Raw genomic sequence first — 15,789 nt, forward strand, 5'->3', positions numbered from 1 at the left:
CGTGGCCGCGGGCCGGGCGGGCCGTCCGACGCGCCCAGCGGGCTCAGCCCGCCGCCACCAGCCCGAACTCCGCGCCCCACGGGTCCCGCAGGACCGGCGGCTCGTCCGAGCCCGGCCGCATCAGCCGGGCGCCCAGCCGGACCGCCCGGTGGACGGCGTCCGCCGGGTCGGCCGCGCCGAAGTGCGGCAGCCAGCACGGACGGCCCTGGTCGCTCTCCACCACGCGGGCGTGGGCGGAGCCGTCCAGGGTGAACTCCCCCTCCGTGCCGAGCCGGTAGCCGAACAGCGGCCCGTAGAACGCCTCGGCCTGGACGGCGGACGGCACCCGCAGCTCGTGGCCGCAGATCGCGCCCGGCTCGTCGGCGAGCACCACGCCCTCGGCCCGGGCGCCCTCCCAGAAGCCGACCGTGACCCCGGAGGAGTCGACGGCGAGCAGCAGCCGGCCGTTCTCCCCGGCGGGCACCGGGGGCATCACCACGCGTCCGCCCAGCCGGCCGACCTGGACGCAGCAGTGCTCCGCGTCCTTGGTCGCCAGGTAGACGTTCCACGCGGCCTGCGGCGGCAGCCCGACCGGTGCGGCGCCGAACCCGCCGATGACCTCCCCGCCCAGCACGGCCAGTTGGTAGTCCGGCGACTCGGTGACGAACTCCCAGCCGAACAGCGCCGAGTAGAACTCCCGGCTGCCGCTCAGATCGGGAGTGATGCAGTCAGCCCAGCACGGTGCGCCGATGGCATAGCCGGTACGTCGAGGCACGAGTCGTCCTTCTCCTTGGTCATGGCGTGATCGATCAGTCCGGCGGCCTCCTCCGCCCCGCTCACGCCGGGCAGGTGCAGGCAGTGGGTCGGTGCGTCGGCGAGCAGTCCCGAGGACCCGGCCGGCCAGGTCCTGGTGGTGAACTCCCATGGTGCCAGCCGCACTTCCTCGTCGTCGCTGCGGCACAGCCGGACCAGCGCCGGCGGGGCCAGCCGGGCCCGGACCGGGACGACCGGCCCGAGGCTCTCCGGCCGCACCAGCAGGACCTCGCCGCCGACCGGCGAGGTGACGGTGCGCCAGGTGCCGTCCGGCAGTCCGGCGCCGCGCAGCCAGGCCGCGGCCGGGCCGCGGGCCTCCAGCGGCGCGAGGTAGGGCAGGACGTGCCCGGTGCGGCGGTCCAGCACCATCAGTCGTCCGGAGACGAACTCCCAGGAGCGCTGCGCCAGCGCGGCGCCCACGTTGGCCTGCTCCGAGTACGGTCCGCCGAGCAGCGCCACGGTGGCGCCGCCCTTGGCCAGCACCACGGCGGGGGCCAGGCAGAACCGGTCCTGGAGGGCCGCGAACGGCGGCACCGCGCCCGGGACGTTGCCCCAGCCCCGGAAGGTGCGGCGCAGCAATGGCGTTCCGTCACTGCGGCGCACCAGGAAATCGCCGGGCGCGTCCTTCCCCGGTGAACGGGAGAATTCCACCCGCAGTTGGTCGGGGTCCCGGGAAATCCCGGTGAGGTGCGGCCCGAAATGGAACGAGATCTCGTCGCGGTCGGCCTGGACGAGGGCGATCTCCGAGCCGAAGAAGTCCAGCACGATCGGTTCGATAACCGGCACTGTCGCTCCTGGCGGATTGTTGCACGTTCAATTTATGCGGCGGTCCGGAGTTCCGCCGACAGGCCTTCCCCGCCGTCCGGCCGGACTGCTCGTCGGCCGGTCGTGGCGGGGGTGGCGTCAGGTGCCCTGGCCTGCGGAAGCGGCCGTCAGTTCCAGTGCCAGTCGGCCGGGGTCGCGGCACCCTGGAGCATCTCCGACCGGGACGCGCGGAGGTGGGCGGTGAGGCCGTTCGTGAACTGCTGCACCGAGGCCGTGGCCGGGCCGACGGCCGGTGCGGAGCCCGGCGTGGCGTACGCGGCACCGGCCAGGACGCCACCGGCGAAGGCGGCGGCGACGGCGGAGACGGCGGCGGTACAGGCGAGCTTGCGGTAGGAAAGCAGCATGAGGGTCCCCCAGGACGAAGTGCGGTGCGGAAGCGGGTGCCGGCCAATTCGCCGACCTGATCGGTCGGCCGTCGGTGATGACGGTCCGTAATCATCGGCGGGCCCGGTCGGGGAGCTCGCGGCTTCCCGACAACCGAAAGTCTGGAGGATGCCGAGGGCCGCCGGAAGGTGTTCGGGGCGGCAGGAAGATCGCGGTGGCACCTTGGTGCCATTGCCTTCTCATTACCCTTATCCCGGCCGGTCGATCCGGAGCCCCGAAAGAAACGCTTCCGCAGTTGTCCTGACCTGCCCGTCCTGGCATGATCGGGCAGCGGACTTGTCCGGCCGAGCGCCGGAAAACCGGTACCGGCTGCGGGGGAGTGGTGCGCCGATGACGCGGGGGATCGACGATGCCGCGCAGGCGGTCTATCGACTGATGCTGACGGATCCTCAGCTGGATGTCGAGGGGTTGGCCGACAGACTCGGCCTCGGCGGGGCGCAGGTCCGCGCCGCGCTCGACCAGCTCGCCGACCTGCGGCTGCTCCGCCCCTCCGAGGTCGAGGCCCCGGGCACGCCCTCCGGCGGCCTGCGGCCGGTCGACCCGCGGGTCGGACTGCCGGCCCTGCTGCGGTACTACGAATCCGTCCAGCAGCGCGCCCAGCTGGAGTTCGAGCGGCGCCAGGCCGAGATCTCCGGCATGCTCGCCCAGTTCCGCGACGAGTCGGCCGAGGACAGCCAGCTGGAGCGACTGCTCGGCATGGCCACCGTGGCGGCGCGGATGGAGGAGCTGGTCAGCTCGGTCCAGGACGAACTGCTCACCTTCGCGCCCGGCCGCGCCCGGCCCGCCGCCTCCCTCCAGGCCAGCCGCCCCGACAACGAGGAGCTGCTGGCCCGCGGGGTGTCGATGCGCACCGTCTACCTGGACGCGGTGCGCAAGGACCGGGCCACCGTCCTGCACGCCGAGTGGCTCACCGGCCTCGGCTGCGAGGTGCGCACCGTGCCCGCGCTGCCGCTGCGGATGCTGGTCATCGACCGGCGGGTCGCCCTGGTCCCGATCGACCCCGCCAACACCCTCAAGGGCGCCGTCCAGATCTCGTCACCGGGCGTGCTCACCGCCCTGGTCTCGCTCTTCGACCAGACCTGGTCCGACGCCACCCCCTTCGGCGCCCCGCGCGAGCGCGACGAGGAGGGCCTCACCCGCCAGGAGCAGGAGCTGCTGCGCCTGCTCGGCCAGGGCTACACCGACGAGGCGGCCGGCAAGCACCTCGGCATCTCGCTGCGCACCACCCGCCGGATGATGGCCGACCTGATGGACCGGCTCGGCGCCCGCAGCCGCTTCGAGGCCGGTCTGCTCGCCGGCCGGCGCGGCTGGCTCTGAGCCCGTCGCGCCCTACCCCGACCGACCTCCGCACCGGCCCGCCAGGGCCGGCGCCGGAGCCCGCCGGAATCAGCCCTTTTCGGATGTTCTGTGACGGGATCGTCCCGTGACCGCCGGGGTGGTTGGTGCACCGGGGGTCGGTGATCACCTTCGATCTCCATATGATCGGAAGCCACGATGGTCGGTCTGTACCGACCTTCGTACGTACAACCAGGGAGCGGTTCGGGTCGTCTCCCTGAGTGCGGTGCGCCAGATCGTCCGGGGCGTCGCTTCCGTCGGTGAAAGGTACGCGCATGGCAGGTCGCAGGGGCGAGAGCCCGGCTCAGGGCGAGGACGCGCCCGGGGCACTCCCCGAGGACGGTGCGGCGGGCGGCGTGCCCGGGCCGCGCTCCGGTGGCCGGGCCGAGGCCCGCCGCGCCGCCCAGGGCAAGGGCGGCGGCCGGGCGGACGGCGGCTCCGGAACCTCCGGCGGCGCGGGCGGCGCGGGCGGACGGGCGGCGGCGCGGCGCGGCGCCAAGCCCAAGAAGAACGTGAAGAAGATCGTCGCCTGGTCCGCGGCCGGCGTGCTGGTGCTGATCGCGGGCGCCGGCGGCGCGATCTACTACAAGCTGAACGCCAACATCAAGTCCTTCGACGCCGACGCGATAGCCACCGACCGCCCGCCCGAGGCCAAGGCCGACGCGGACGGCAACAAGCCGGTGAACGTGCTGCTGATCGGCTCCGACAGCCGCGGCGGCAACAACTCCGACCTCGGCGGCGGCGAGGACGGCGGCGCCCGCTCGGACACCACGATCCTGCTGCACGTCTACGCCGACCACAAGCACGCCGTGGGCATCTCGATCCCGCGCAACGCGATCGTGCCGATCCCCTCCTGCAAGCTCCCCAACGGCAAGTGGACCAAGGGCGGCAACGACCTGTTCAACGCCGCCTTCTCGGTCGGCGGCAGCGACGGCGGCAACCCGGCCTGCACCCAGAACACGGTGGAGAAGGTGACCGGCATCCGGGTCGACCACACCATGGTGGTCGACTTCAACGGCTTCTCCGCGATGACCAAGGCCGTCAACGGCGTGGACGTCTGCCTGCCGAAGGCGATCTACGAGGGCGACATCAACCCCAACCTGCACAAGAAGGGCAACCTCGTCCTCCCGCAGGGCAAGCAGTCCGTCCAGGGGCAGCAGGCGCTCGACTACGTCCGGCTGCGGCACGGCATCGGCGACGGCTCCGACATCGGCCGGATGAAGCGCCAGCAGGCCTTCATGAGCTCGCTCGCCACCAAGATGAAGAAGGAGGGGCTCAGCCCCACCAACCTGCTGCCGCTGGCCGACGCGGCCACCAAGTCGCTGACCGTCGACCCGGGGCTGGACTCCGCGGACAAGCTGCTCTCCTTCGGCCTGTCGTTGAAGAACATCGACATGCACGACCTCAAGTTCGTGACCGCGCCCTGGCGCTACCGCACCCAGGACGCCAACATCGACCTGGTCCAGCCGGACTCCAACAAGCTCTGGGAGACCCTCAAGGCCGACCAGACCATCGACGGCCAGAACGCCACCGGCCAGCAGCCGGACGCCGGCGCCAGCCCGAGCGCCGCCCCCCAGCCGACCGCGGCCGCCACCTCCGCCGCGGCGGCCGCGGACGCCTCCAACGCCTCGGTCAAGGTCGCGGTCTACAACGGCACGGCCGTCAACGGCCTGGCCGGCAAGGCGACCGACCTGCTCAAGGGCGCCAAGTACTCGGCCAGTACGGCGGGTCAGGCGGCCAGCACCAAGTACAAGACCACCACCATCGAGTACGGCTCCAGCCAGAAGGCGAACGCCGAGAAGCTCGCCGCGCTGTTCCCGGGCGCCAGCCTGGAGCCCGGCAGCTCCCGCGGCATCTCGTTGATCGTCGGCCAGGACTTCGCCGCGGCCAACGGCATGGGGGCCGGCGCGTCCGGCGCCGCCGCCACCCCCGGCGCCCAGACGCCCGCGCAGCCGCTGCCCACCACCGTCACCAACGACGCCCGCTCGGCGGACGACGACATCTGCGCCAACACCACCTACGGCAGCGGCGGCTGATCCCACCCGCCGGACGACCGGCCGGACCGACCGCACGGCCCCCGGAGCGCGTGGCCCCGGGGGTCGTGCCATGGTGGCGGTAGCGGGGGGCCCACCGGTCGCCGGCACCGAAAGGGCGGACCCCATGCCCGAGATCGCCATGCAGTTCGACATCGCCGCCTCCCGGGACGCCGTCCTGGCCGCGCTCAACACGCACGACGGGCTGACCGGCTGGTGGACCACCGGGGTGGGCCGCGAGGGCGAGGTGCTGCTGTTCGACTTCCCCGGGGTCCCCGAGCCGTTCCGGCTGCGCCGCGAGCGGGCCGACCGGGACCGGGTGCTGTGGGCCAACACCGGTGCCTTCCCGCCGCACTGGGCCGGCACCTGGATCAGCTGGGAGCTCGCCGACCGGCCCGGCGACCCCGGCCGCACCCGGCTGCTGTTCCGGCACGGCGGCTGGCAGCCGGGCAGCGAGGAGGGCGTCCCGATGGTGGCCGGCACCTGGGCCGAACTGCTGGTCCGGCTCAAGGACTACGCGCAGAGCGGCAAGGCGCAGCCGCTGTTCGTCACCGCCCTGCGCCACGACGAGGAGTGACCGCCCGGCCACCGCCCGGCCACCGTCCGGCCACCGTCCGGCCGCCGCCGGGCCGCCGCCCCGCCACCGGTCGCCCACCAGGGCGCCGTCCGGTGGCGGGAACGCGGCGCCGGGCTGAGGGTGGGCGGTGTACCGCCGTCGTACCGCCGTCCGCGCGGACGGCCGTACCGGTCGGGCCGGGCCCGCCCGCCCGACGACCCCAGCCGGCCACCACCGCCTCCGGGAGGCCCAGCGATGCCCCTAGTGACCGATCCGTACCAGCCCGGCACCCCGTGCTGGATCGACCTGATGGCGAGCGACCAGCAGGCCGCGCTCGACTTCTACCGCGACCTGTTCGGCTGGCAGGGCGAGCTCGGCCCGGCCGAGTTCGGCGGTTACGCCGTGTGCACCCTCAACGGCCGCCCGGTCGCCGGGATCATGGCGCGGTCCGCGCCCGAGGGCCAGCCGCTGCCGCCGGTCGGCTGGACCACCTACCTGGCCTCGGACGACGCCGACGCGGCCGGCGCCGCCATCACCGGGGCCGGCGGCACGGTGGTCTACCCGCCGATGGACGTCGGCACGGTCGGCCGGATGCTGGTCGCCGCCGACCCGACCGGCGCGGTGTTCGGGGTCTGGCAGGCGATGGACTTCATCGGCGCGGGCGTCGTCAACGAGCCCGGCGCGCTGGTCTGGAACGAGCTGAACACCGCCGACACCGAGGCGGCCGGCCGCTTCTACCAGCCGGCCCTCGGACTGCGCCCGGCCACCATCCAGGGCATGGACGGCTACTACTCGCTGAACGTCGGCGACCGCACGGTGGGCGGCATGCAGGCGGTCCCCGGGTACCTGGAGTCCGGCACCCCCTCGCACTGGATGGCGTACTTCTCGGTGGACGACGCCGACTCCACGGTGGACGCCCTGGTCAAGGCCGGCGGTTCGGTGCTCCAGCCGCCGTTCGACATGCAGTCCGGCCGGATGGCCGTGGTCAGGGACCCGCAGGGCGCGCTGTTCGCCGTCGTCCAGTCGCCCGAGGCGCAGATGCCGGACTCGCCGTAACCGCCGCCCCCGGACGCGGTGGGCGACCGGATGCCGCCCTTCCGGCGACGCGCCGCCGGGAATGGGCGGCATCCCCCGCGTTCCCGGGGCAGACTGCACCCATGCTGGGGCTACCGGACGACATCCGCGCTTTCCTCTTCGACCTCGACGGGGTGCTCACCCGGACCGCGACCGTGCACGCCGCGGCCTGGAAGGACACCTTCGACGCCCTCCTGCGCGCCGAAGCCGCCCGCACCGGCGGGCCGTTCGTCCCCTTCGACGCCGTCACCGACTACGACACCTACGTGGACGGCCGCCCGCGCCTGGACGGCACCCGGGCCTTCCTGCGGAGCCGGGGCATCGACCTGCCCGAGGGCACCGAGGACGACCCGCCGAACACCCGCACCGTGCAGGGCGTCAGCCGGGCCAAGAACGACACCGTGCTGCGGCTGATCCGCGAGCAGGGCGTCGCCCCGTACGAGGGCTCGGTCGCCTACGTGCACCGGCTGCGCGCGCTGGGACTGCCCCGCGCGGTGGTCTCCTCCAGCGCCAACTGCCGGGACGTGCTGCGCTCGGCGGGCATCCTGGACCTCTTCGACGTGATCGTGGACGGCGTGGTCGCCAAGCAGCGGTCCCTGCCCGGCAAGCCCGCCCCGGACACCTACCTGTACGCCGCCCGCGAGCTGGGCGTCGAGCCCGCGCACGCCGCCGTCTTCGAGGACGCGCTGGCCGGGGTCGCCTCCGGCCGGGCCGGCGGCTTCGGCGCGGTGGTCGGGGTCAACCGCACCGGGCAGGCCGCCGAACTGCGCCGCGACGGCGCCACCGTGGTCGTCGACGACCTCGCCGAGCTGCTGTCGGACGACGAGGGGGCGACGTCATGAGTCCCGCCGACAACTTCGCCATCGACCCCTGGCAGATCACCGAACACGGCCTGGACCCGGCCTCGTTGGCCCGCGCCGAGTCCGTCTTCGCGCTCTCCAACGGCCACATCGGCCTGCGCGCCAACCTGGACGAGGGCGAGCCGCACGGCCTGCCCGGCACCTACCTCAACGGCGTCTTCGAACTGCGGCCGCTGCCCTACGGCGAGGGCGGCTACGGCTACCCGGAGTCCAGCCAGAGCGTCATCAACATCACCAACGGCAAGATCATCCGGCTGCTGGTGGACGACGAGCCCTTCGACCTGCGCTACGGCGAACTGGTCGGCCACACCCGCTGGTTGGACTTCCGCGAGGGACTGCTGCACCGCGAGTGCGAATGGACCTCCCCGGCCGGGCGGACCATCCGGGTGCGCTCCTCCCGGCTGGTCTCGCTCACCCAACGGGCCATCGCCGCCGTGGAGTACACCGTCGAGGCGGTGGACGGGCCGGTGCGGATCGTGCTCCAGTCCGAACTGGTCGCCAACGAGCAGCTGCCCGGCGGCCCCGAGGGGGACCCGCGGGCCGCCGCCGTGCTGGAGGCGCCGCTGCAGGCCGAGGCGCACCACGCGAGCGGCACCAAGGCCGTCCTGGTGCACCGCACCCGGTTCAGCGGCATCCGGGTCGCCGCCGGGATGGACCACGTCATCGAGGGCCCGGAGCGGCTGGACACCGTCGCCGAGGCCGAGGCCGACCACTGCCGGATCAGCGTCACCACCGTGCTCGCCCCCGGACAGCGGCTGCGGCTGGTCAAGTTCATGTCCTACGGCTGGTCCGGCACCCGCTCGCTGCCCGCCGTCCGGGACCAGGTCGAGGCCGCGCTGAACGCCGCCCGGTACACCGGCTGGGACGGCCTGGTCGCCGAACAGGCCGACTACCTCAGGGAGTTCTGGGAGACCAGCGACGTCGAGATCGAGGGCGACGTCGAACTCCAGCAGGCCGTCCGGTTCGCCGTCTTCCACGTCCTCCAGGCCGGCGCCCGCAGCGAGGAACGCGCCATCCCCGCCAAGGGGTTGACCGGCCCGGGCTACGACGGGCACAGCTTCTGGGACACCGAGACCTTCGTCCTGCCGGTGCTCACCTACTGCCTGCCCAGCGCCGTCAACCAGGCCCTGCGCTGGCGGCACACCACGCTCCCGCTGGCCCGCGAACGCGCCGCCCAGCTCGGCCTGGCCGGCGCCGTGTTCCCCTGGCGGACGATCCGCGGCGAGGAGTGCTCCGGCTACTGGCCGGCCGGCACCGCGGCCTTCCACATCGGCGCCGACATCGCCGCCGCCGTGGCCCGCTACGTCCGGGCCACCGGGGACGCGGAGTTCGAGCGCGAGTACGGTCTCGAACTCCTGGTGGAGACCGCCCGGATGTGGCGCTCGCTCGGCCACCACGACAGCGCCGGCCGGTTCCGGATCGAGGGCGTCACCGGCCCCGACGAGTACAGCGCCGTCGCCGACAACAACGTCTACACCAACCTGATGGCGCAGACGAACCTGCGCGCCGCCGCCGAGGCCGCCGTCCGCCACCCGCGCGAGGCCGACGCGCTCGGCGTGGACACCGAGGAGACCGCCGCCTGGCGCGACGCCGCCGCCGCGATGTACGTCCCGTACGACGCGGACCTCGGCGTCCACCCCCAGGCCGACGGCTTCACCCACCACCAGGTCTGGGACTTCGAGGGCACCCCGCCGGAGAAGTACCCGCTGCTGCTGCACTACCCGTACTTCGACCTGTACCGCAAGCAGGTGGTCAAGCAGGCCGACCTGGTGCTCGCCATGCAGGTCCGCGGCGACGCCTTCACCGACGAGCAGAAGGCCCGCAACTTCGCCTACTACGAGCGGCTCACCGTCCGGGACTCCTCGCTCTCCGCCTGCACCCAGGCCGTGATCGCCGCCGAGGTCGGGCAGCTCGACCTCGCCTACGACTACACCGCCGAAGCCGCCCTGATGGACCTCCACGACCTCGGCGGCAACACCCGCGACGGCCTGCACATGGCCTCGCTCGCCGGGGCCTGCATCGCCCTGGTGGCCGGCTTCGGCGGGCTGCGCGACCACGGGGAGACGCTGGACTTCCGGCCCCGGCTGCCCTCCGGGCTGATGCGGCTGAGCTTCTCGCTGCTGGTCCGCGGCCACCTGCTCGGCGTCCGGATCACCCACGAGGGCACCACCTACACCCTGCGCCGCGGCGAGGTGATCCACCTGCGGCACGACGGCGAGACGGTCCAGGTCAAGGCCGGCACCCCGGTCACCCTGCCCACCACCGTCCCGCCCGCCCAGGAGCGCTGCGCCCAGCCCCCGGGCCGTGAGCCGGCCCGCCGCCAGCCCCAGGCGGGCCTGGTGGCCGGCAAGCTCGGCCAGCAGGACCACCTGGCGGCGGAGTAGCCGCGCCGGTCGCTCGCCTGTTCGGGCCCGCTCCGGATGCGGGGCGGGCCCGCACCTCGGAGGGTGGGCACGTCCGGTGACAACCGGCGCCCGGCCGAGCCCGGCGCCCGGCGAAGGGGTGCGCCCGTGGCGACGGTGGCCGAACAGATGGTGGAGGTGCTCCGGCAGGCCGGGGTGGAGCGGGTCTACGGCGTCGTCGGGGACAGCCTCAACCCGGTCGTCGACGCGATCCGCCGGGCGGACGGCATCGGCTGGGTGCACGTGCGCAACGAGGAGGCCGGCGCCTTCGCGGCCGCCGCCGAGGCCGAGCTCAGCGGGCGGCTGGCGGTCTGCGCGGGCTCCTGCGGCCCCGGCAACACCCACCTGATCCAGGGCCTGTACGACGCCCAGCGCAGCGGCCTGCCGGTGCTCGCGCTGGCCTCGCACATCCCGTCCGGGCAGATCGGCACCGGCTTCTTCCAGGAGACCCACCCCGAGCGGGTGTTCACCGACTGCAGCAACTGGTGCGAGATGCTCTCCACCCCCGCCCAGCTGCCCCGGCTGCTGCGGGTCGGCATCCAGCACGCGCTGGGTTCGCACGGCGTCTCGGTGCTCGCCTTCCCCGGGGACGTCGCCGCCCTGCCCGCCGCCGGGCCGACCGGCAGCAGCCACTTCCTCACCGAGCAGGCGGTGGCGGCGCCGCCCTGGTCCCAGGTGCGGGAGCTGGCCCGGCTGCTGAACGCGGCCCGCCGGGTCACCCTGTTCTGCGGTGCCGGGGTGCGCGGTGCGCACGCCGAGGTGATGGCGGTCGCCGAGGCGCTGCACGCGCCGGTCGGGCACTCGCTGCGCGGCAAGGAGTGGATCCAGTTCGACAACCCGTACGACGTCGGGATGAGCGGACTGCTCGGCTACGGCGCCTGCCACGAGGCGCTGCACTCCGCCGACCTGGTGCTGCTGCTCGGCACCGACTTCCCGTACGACTCCTTCCTGCCGCAGGCGCACACCGTCCAGGTCGACCACGACGCGACCAGGCTGGGCCGGCGCACCGCCCTGGAGCTGGCCGTGCACGGCGACGTCGCGGCCACCCTGCGGGCCGTCCTGCCGCTGCTGGAGGCGAAGCCGGACCGCTCCTTCCTGGACGGCCTGCTGCGCAAGCACTGCAAGTCGCTGGAGGACGTGATCGGCGCCTACACCCGGGACATCGAGAAGCACCTGCCGATCCACCCGGAGTACGTCGCCTCGGTGCTGGACGACGTCGCCGCCGAGGACGCGGTGTTCACCGTGGACACCGGGATGAACAACGTCTGGGCCGCCCGCTACCTCCGGCCGAACGGCCGCCGCCGGGTGATCGGCTCCTTCCTGCACGGCTCGATGGCGAACGCCCTCCCGCACGCGATCGGCGCCCAACTCGCCTGCCCCGGGCGGCAGGTGATCGCGATGGCGGGCGACGGCGGGATCGGCATGCTGCTCGGCGAACTGCTCACGGTGGCCAAGCACCGGCTGCCGGTGAAGACGGTGGTCCTCAACAACGGCGCGCTCGGCATGATCAAGCTGGAGATGCTGGTCTCCGGCTACCCGGAGTACGAGATCGACAACGGGGACGTGGACTACGCGGGCATCGCCCGGGCGATGGGCATCCCGGCCAAGCGGGTCACCGAGCCGGCCAGGGTCCGGGAGGTGCTGGCGGAGGCGCTGGAACGGCCCGGACCGGCCCTGGTGGACGTGGTCACCGACCCCAACGCGCTGTCCATCCCGCCGCGGATCACCGCCGCCCAGGTGAAGGGCTTCGCGCTGGCCGCCGGGCGGACGGTGCTGTCCGGCGGGGTCGGGCGGATGGTCGACCTGGCGCGCAGCAACCTGCGGAACATCCCCCGACCGTGAGCGCCCGGCCGTGAGCACCCGGCCGTGAGCCCCCCTCGGAGCGGTTTGCCCCTGAGGCAAGTTTCTTGCCCCTGCGGCAGGGCGGGTGTCCACTGGACACATGAGCAGCAGCACCACCGGTGCCACCGGCACTCCCGCCGACGACGGCCGGCTCGACGACCAGGAGGTCGCCGGCCTCGCCGCCCGCCTCCGCGAGCACCGGCTCAGCAGCCGCCTCACCCTGGAGGTCGCCGCGGGCCGGATCGGCCTCTCCCCAGCCTATCTGTCCCGGCTGGAGACCGGCCGCCGCCAGCCCTCGCTGCCCGTCCTGCTCGGCCTGGCCCGCGCCTACGGCACCTCGGTCTCCGGGCTGCTCGGCGAGGCCCTGGTCGAACCGGACCCGGTGGTCCGCGGCGGCGCCATCGAGCCCGGCCGGGCCGGCGGCTGGGGCTACCGCCGGGCCGGCGCCCCCGGCCGCGCCATGCAGGCCCTGCGGGTGTTCGTCCCGCCGGGCGTCCAGGACGAGGTGGTCCGGGTCCACCCCGGCGAGGAGTGGCTGTACGTCCTGCGCGGGGAACTGCGGGTCACCCTCGGCGACCGCGTCCACCACCTCGCCCCCGGCGACTCCGCGCACTACGACTCGCTCACCCCGCACTGCATCGCCGCCGCATCCGGCACCGGCGTCGAACTGCTCTTCGTCCACACCCTGTTGCAGAGCCCCGGCGGCGAACTCTGCCTCGGCGGCGGCCCCGCCGCGAGCCACTGACCAGCCGTCAGAACACCTCGGAGGAGATCACCATGGCCGATCCCACCACCGCCGACACCGCCGCCACCACCACCGGTGCCGTCGGTGCCCCCGACACCGCTGCCGGCCCGAAGACCGTCGACGCCGGCAAGTGGGCCAACAAGCGGGTCTACCACCGCCTGGTGATCTACACCGTGGGCTGCCACCTCTTCGCCGGGTTCATCATCCTGCTGTTCGAACTGGGCACCCGCAACAAGTAGTCGCCCCCACCTGCTGGGCGTCCGCCTCCGCCCCCGTCGGAGGCGGGCGCCCGACCGCCCGACCGCCCGGCGGCGTCAGGCGTCGCGGAGCACCCGGCAGAGGGCCTCCAGGGCCGCCGGGAAGGCATGCTCCGGCGGGGACCCGTAGCCGATCACCAGCGCGGGCCCGGTCTCCTGCTCCGCCCCCGGCGTCGCCGGGTCGGCGCGGTGCCGGTCGAGGCCGCTGAGGGCCAGTCCGGCGGCCTCGGCACGGGCCAGCAGCTCCGCCTCCGGCGTCGCGCCGGGCGGGAGTTGCAGGACGGCGTGCAGTCCGGCCGCGATGCCGGTGATCTCGACCTGCGGGGCGTGCTCGGCGAGCGCGGCGACCAGCCGGTCCCGGCGGCGCCGGTAGTGCAGCCGGCAGCGCCGCACGTGCCGGTCGTACGTCCCCGAGGTGATCAGCTCGGCCAGGGTCAGCTGGTCCAGCACCGGGGACATCGTGTCCGCCAGCACCTTCGACCGGGCGACCGGTTCGACCAGCGCGTCCGGCAGGGCCAGCCAGGCCAGCCGCAGGCCCGGGGCCAGGCTCTTGGCGGCGGTGCCCGCGTACACCACCCGCTCCGGGTCGAGGGCCTGCATCGCGCCGAGCGGCTGCCGGTCGTAGCGGAACTCGCCGTCGTAGTCGTCCTCGATCACGTACCGGTCCTGCTCGCGCGCCCACCGCACCGCGGCCGCCCGCCGGTCGGCGGACAGCGGCGCGCCGGTCGGGAACTGGTGGGCGGGGGTGAGCAGGGCGGCGGCGGGGCCGGCGTCCAGCCGGTCGACCAGCGCGCCCTCGCAGTCCAGCGGCAGCGGGACGGTCGCCAGCCCGGCGGCCCGCACCACGGCGTGCTGCGGCGGCAGCCCGTACGCCTCCACCGCGAGCGAACGGGCCCCGCGCTCCTTCAACGCCGCGCACAGCAGCCCCAGGCCCTGCTGGAAGCCGCTGCACACGAGCAGGTGGTCCGGGTCGGTGCGGACCCCGCGGACCCGGGCCAGGTAGTCGGTCAGCGCCTCGCGCAGTTCGATCCGGCCCAGCGGGCTGCCGTAGCCGAACGCGTCGTGCGGTGCGGTGGCGAGGGCCCGGCGGGCCGCCGCCAGCCAGGCGTTGCGGGGGAACAGCGAGAGGTCGGGCCGCCCGGACATCAGGTCGTGCCGGACGCTCGGCCGCCGCCCCCCGGCGGGCGCGGACCGCGTGCCCCGCACCGGCACGGCCCGCCGCGCGACGGTGGTGCCGGACCCCTGCCGCGAGCTGAGCCACCCCTCGGCGGCGAGCTGCCCGTACGCCTCGACCACCGTGTTGCGGGCGATCCCGAGGTCCTCCCCGAGCGCCCGCGAGGACGGCAGCCGCGTCCCGGGCGCCAGCCGCCCGTCCTGCACCGCCTCGCGCAGCGCGTCCTCCAGCGCCGCCCGCAGCCCGGCGCCGGCAGCGCGCCGCCCGGTGAGGTCCAGATGCAGATCGCCGCCGAAGGCGGTCCAGGAGCCGTTCACGGGCCCCATTCTCGCCTGTCGCGGCGGGTGCCGATGTGCTCGAAGCGGTGGCCGTCCTCCCTCGGGTTCGGCAGAATCGGGTGGGGTCGTCGGGGCTGGTGGGGCCGGTCGGGCCGGTGGGACCGTCGGGGTGGGCGGTCGGTGTCCGTCATCGATCCGACGGGTGCCGAGACGAGGATGTGACAGATGGGCGAGGAGAACTCCGGAGCGGAGTTGCTGGCCGCGCGGTTCGAGGCGGAGCGGCCCCAACTGCGGTCCGTGGCCTACCGGATGCTGGGCTCGGTCGCCGAGGCGGAGGACGCCGTCCAGGAGGCGTGGTTCAGGCTGAGCCGCAGTGACACGGGCGAGCTGCGCAACCTCGGGGCCTGGCTGACCACGGTGGTCGGCCGGATCTGCCTGGACCAGCTGCGCTCCCGGGCCTCCCGGCGGGAGGACCCGCTGCCCGAGCAGCAGGAGGGGCGGGTGCGGCTGCCGGATCCGGTGGTGAGCGGGTCGGCGGCGCTGGACCCGGTGCACGGGATCCTGGTCGCGGACTCGGTGGGCATCGCGCTGATGGTGGTGCTGGAGACGCTCTCCCCGGCGGAGCGGGTGGCCTTCGTGCTGCACGACCTGTTCGACGTGCCCTTCGACGGGATCGCCGAGGTGCTCGGCCGGACCGCCGCCTCGACCCGCCAACTGGCCAGCCGCGCCCGCCGCCGGGTGCAGGGCGCCACCCCGGCCGGAGACACCGACGACGGGCTCAAGCGCACGGTGGTGGAGGCCTTCCTGGCCGCCGCCCGGGGCGGGGACTTCGACGCCCTGCTGACGGTGCTGGACCCGGAGGTGGTGGCCCGGTCCGACGGCGGCCCGCTGGTGCCGAGCGTGCTGCGCCGGGGCGCGGCCGAGGTCGCCGCCCAGGCGATCGCCTTCGCCCGGTTCTCCGCCGACGGACGCCTGGTGCTGGTCAACGGCTCGCCCGGCGTGGTGTCCTTCGCCGGGGGCCGCCCGCTGTCGGTCATGTCCTTCACGATCCACCGCGGCCGGATCACCGGACTGGACGTCCTCACCGACCCGGACCGGCTGGCCGCCCTGGGGCTCACCGGGTAGAACGCCCGCGGGCCGTACGGCAGTTCGCCGTACGGCCCGCCGGTTGTCGTCGGGTTGTCGTCGGGTTGTCGTCGGAGCGCCGTCGGAGCGCCGTCGGTGCGCCGTCG

At 74.3% G+C, this 15,789-nt stretch carries 14 protein-coding genes; 10 read left to right on the forward strand and 4 right to left on the reverse strand.

The window, feature by feature from the left end; translation table 11 throughout:
- Positions 1 to 43: 43 nt before the first annotated feature.
- The 3 genes from ACFC1T_RS27915 to ACFC1T_RS27925 all read right to left on the reverse strand — a co-directional run bounded on the left by ACFC1T_RS27915 (position 44) and on the right by ACFC1T_RS27925 (position 1,961).
- A complete protein-coding gene (locus ACFC1T_RS27915; protein WP_375892849.1) occupies positions 44 to 754 on the reverse strand; it encodes a VOC family protein in 711 nt (236 codons plus the stop codon).
- Complete coding sequence (locus ACFC1T_RS27920) at positions 688 to 1,578, reverse strand: hypothetical protein (protein ID WP_375892851.1); 891 nt, start codon at positions 1,576 to 1,578, stop codon at positions 688 to 690. The genes ACFC1T_RS27915 and ACFC1T_RS27920 overlap by 67 nt, the downstream gene beginning before the upstream one ends.
- 146 nt (positions 1,579 to 1,724) lie before the next feature.
- Positions 1,725 to 1,961, reverse strand: coding sequence for a hypothetical protein (locus tag ACFC1T_RS27925; RefSeq protein ID WP_375892852.1), 237 nt, complete (start codon positions 1,959 to 1,961; stop codon positions 1,725 to 1,727).
- A 370-nt stretch (positions 1,962 to 2,331) separates the two neighbouring features.
- On the opposite strand from ACFC1T_RS27925, the gene ACFC1T_RS27930 reads away from it, so the two are divergent.
- The 9 genes from ACFC1T_RS27930 to ACFC1T_RS27970 all read left to right on the forward strand — a co-directional run bounded on the left by ACFC1T_RS27930 (position 2,332) and on the right by ACFC1T_RS27970 (position 13,087).
- Positions 2,332 to 3,318 (forward strand): LuxR C-terminal-related transcriptional regulator, encoded by a 987-nt coding sequence (locus ACFC1T_RS27930; protein WP_375892854.1) that lies wholly within the window; start codon positions 2,332 to 2,334, stop codon positions 3,316 to 3,318.
- A 293-nt stretch (positions 3,319 to 3,611) separates the two neighbouring features.
- Entirely contained in the window at positions 3,612 to 5,372 is a 1,761-nt protein-coding gene (locus ACFC1T_RS27935; RefSeq protein ID WP_375892856.1) for an LCP family protein, read from the forward strand.
- A gap of 124 nt (positions 5,373 to 5,496) precedes the next feature.
- A complete protein-coding gene (locus ACFC1T_RS27940; protein ID WP_375892858.1) occupies positions 5,497 to 5,946 on the forward strand; it encodes an SRPBCC domain-containing protein in 450 nt (149 codons plus the stop codon).
- Positions 5,947 to 6,180: 234 nt separating this feature from the next.
- Entirely contained in the window at positions 6,181 to 6,981 is an 801-nt protein-coding gene (locus ACFC1T_RS27945; RefSeq protein WP_375892859.1) for a VOC family protein, read from the forward strand.
- A gap of 101 nt (positions 6,982 to 7,082) precedes the next feature.
- Positions 7,083 to 7,841, forward strand: a complete 759-nt coding sequence (locus tag ACFC1T_RS27950) for an HAD family hydrolase (protein WP_375892861.1) — start codon at positions 7,083 to 7,085, stop codon at positions 7,839 to 7,841.
- Positions 7,838 to 10,243, forward strand: a complete 2,406-nt coding sequence (locus ACFC1T_RS27955) for a glycoside hydrolase family 65 protein (RefSeq protein ID WP_375892863.1) — start codon at positions 7,838 to 7,840, stop codon at positions 10,241 to 10,243. Before ACFC1T_RS27950 ends, ACFC1T_RS27955 begins: the two co-directional genes overlap by 4 nt.
- 126 nt (positions 10,244 to 10,369) lie before the next feature.
- A complete protein-coding gene (locus ACFC1T_RS27960) occupies positions 10,370 to 12,103 on the forward strand; it encodes a pyruvate dehydrogenase (protein WP_375892865.1) in 1,734 nt (577 codons plus the stop codon).
- A 100-nt stretch (positions 12,104 to 12,203) separates the two neighbouring features.
- Positions 12,204 to 12,848 (forward strand): helix-turn-helix domain-containing protein, encoded by a 645-nt coding sequence (locus tag ACFC1T_RS27965; RefSeq protein WP_375892867.1) that lies wholly within the window; start codon positions 12,204 to 12,206, stop codon positions 12,846 to 12,848.
- Positions 12,849 to 12,880: 32 nt separating this feature from the next.
- Positions 12,881 to 13,087, forward strand: a complete 207-nt coding sequence (locus ACFC1T_RS27970) for a DUF6126 family protein (protein WP_375892868.1) — start codon at positions 12,881 to 12,883, stop codon at positions 13,085 to 13,087.
- A 75-nt stretch (positions 13,088 to 13,162) separates the two neighbouring features.
- On the opposite strand, the gene ACFC1T_RS27975 is transcribed toward ACFC1T_RS27970, so the two are convergent.
- Positions 13,163 to 14,596: a PLP-dependent aminotransferase family protein gene (locus tag ACFC1T_RS27975; protein WP_375892870.1), complete on the reverse strand. Its 1,434-nt coding sequence runs from the start codon at positions 14,594 to 14,596 to the stop codon at positions 13,163 to 13,165.
- A gap of 186 nt (positions 14,597 to 14,782) precedes the next feature.
- On the opposite strand from ACFC1T_RS27975, the gene ACFC1T_RS27980 reads away from it, so the two are divergent.
- Entirely contained in the window at positions 14,783 to 15,682 is a 900-nt protein-coding gene (locus tag ACFC1T_RS27980) for a sigma-70 family RNA polymerase sigma factor (RefSeq protein ID WP_375892872.1), read from the forward strand.
- The last annotated feature ends 107 nt before the right edge of the window (positions 15,683 to 15,789 follow it).

Source organism: Kitasatospora sp. NPDC056076 (assembly GCF_042266305.1).
In the GTDB taxonomy this organism is placed as follows: domain Bacteria; phylum Actinomycetota; class Actinomycetes; order Streptomycetales; family Streptomycetaceae; genus Kitasatospora.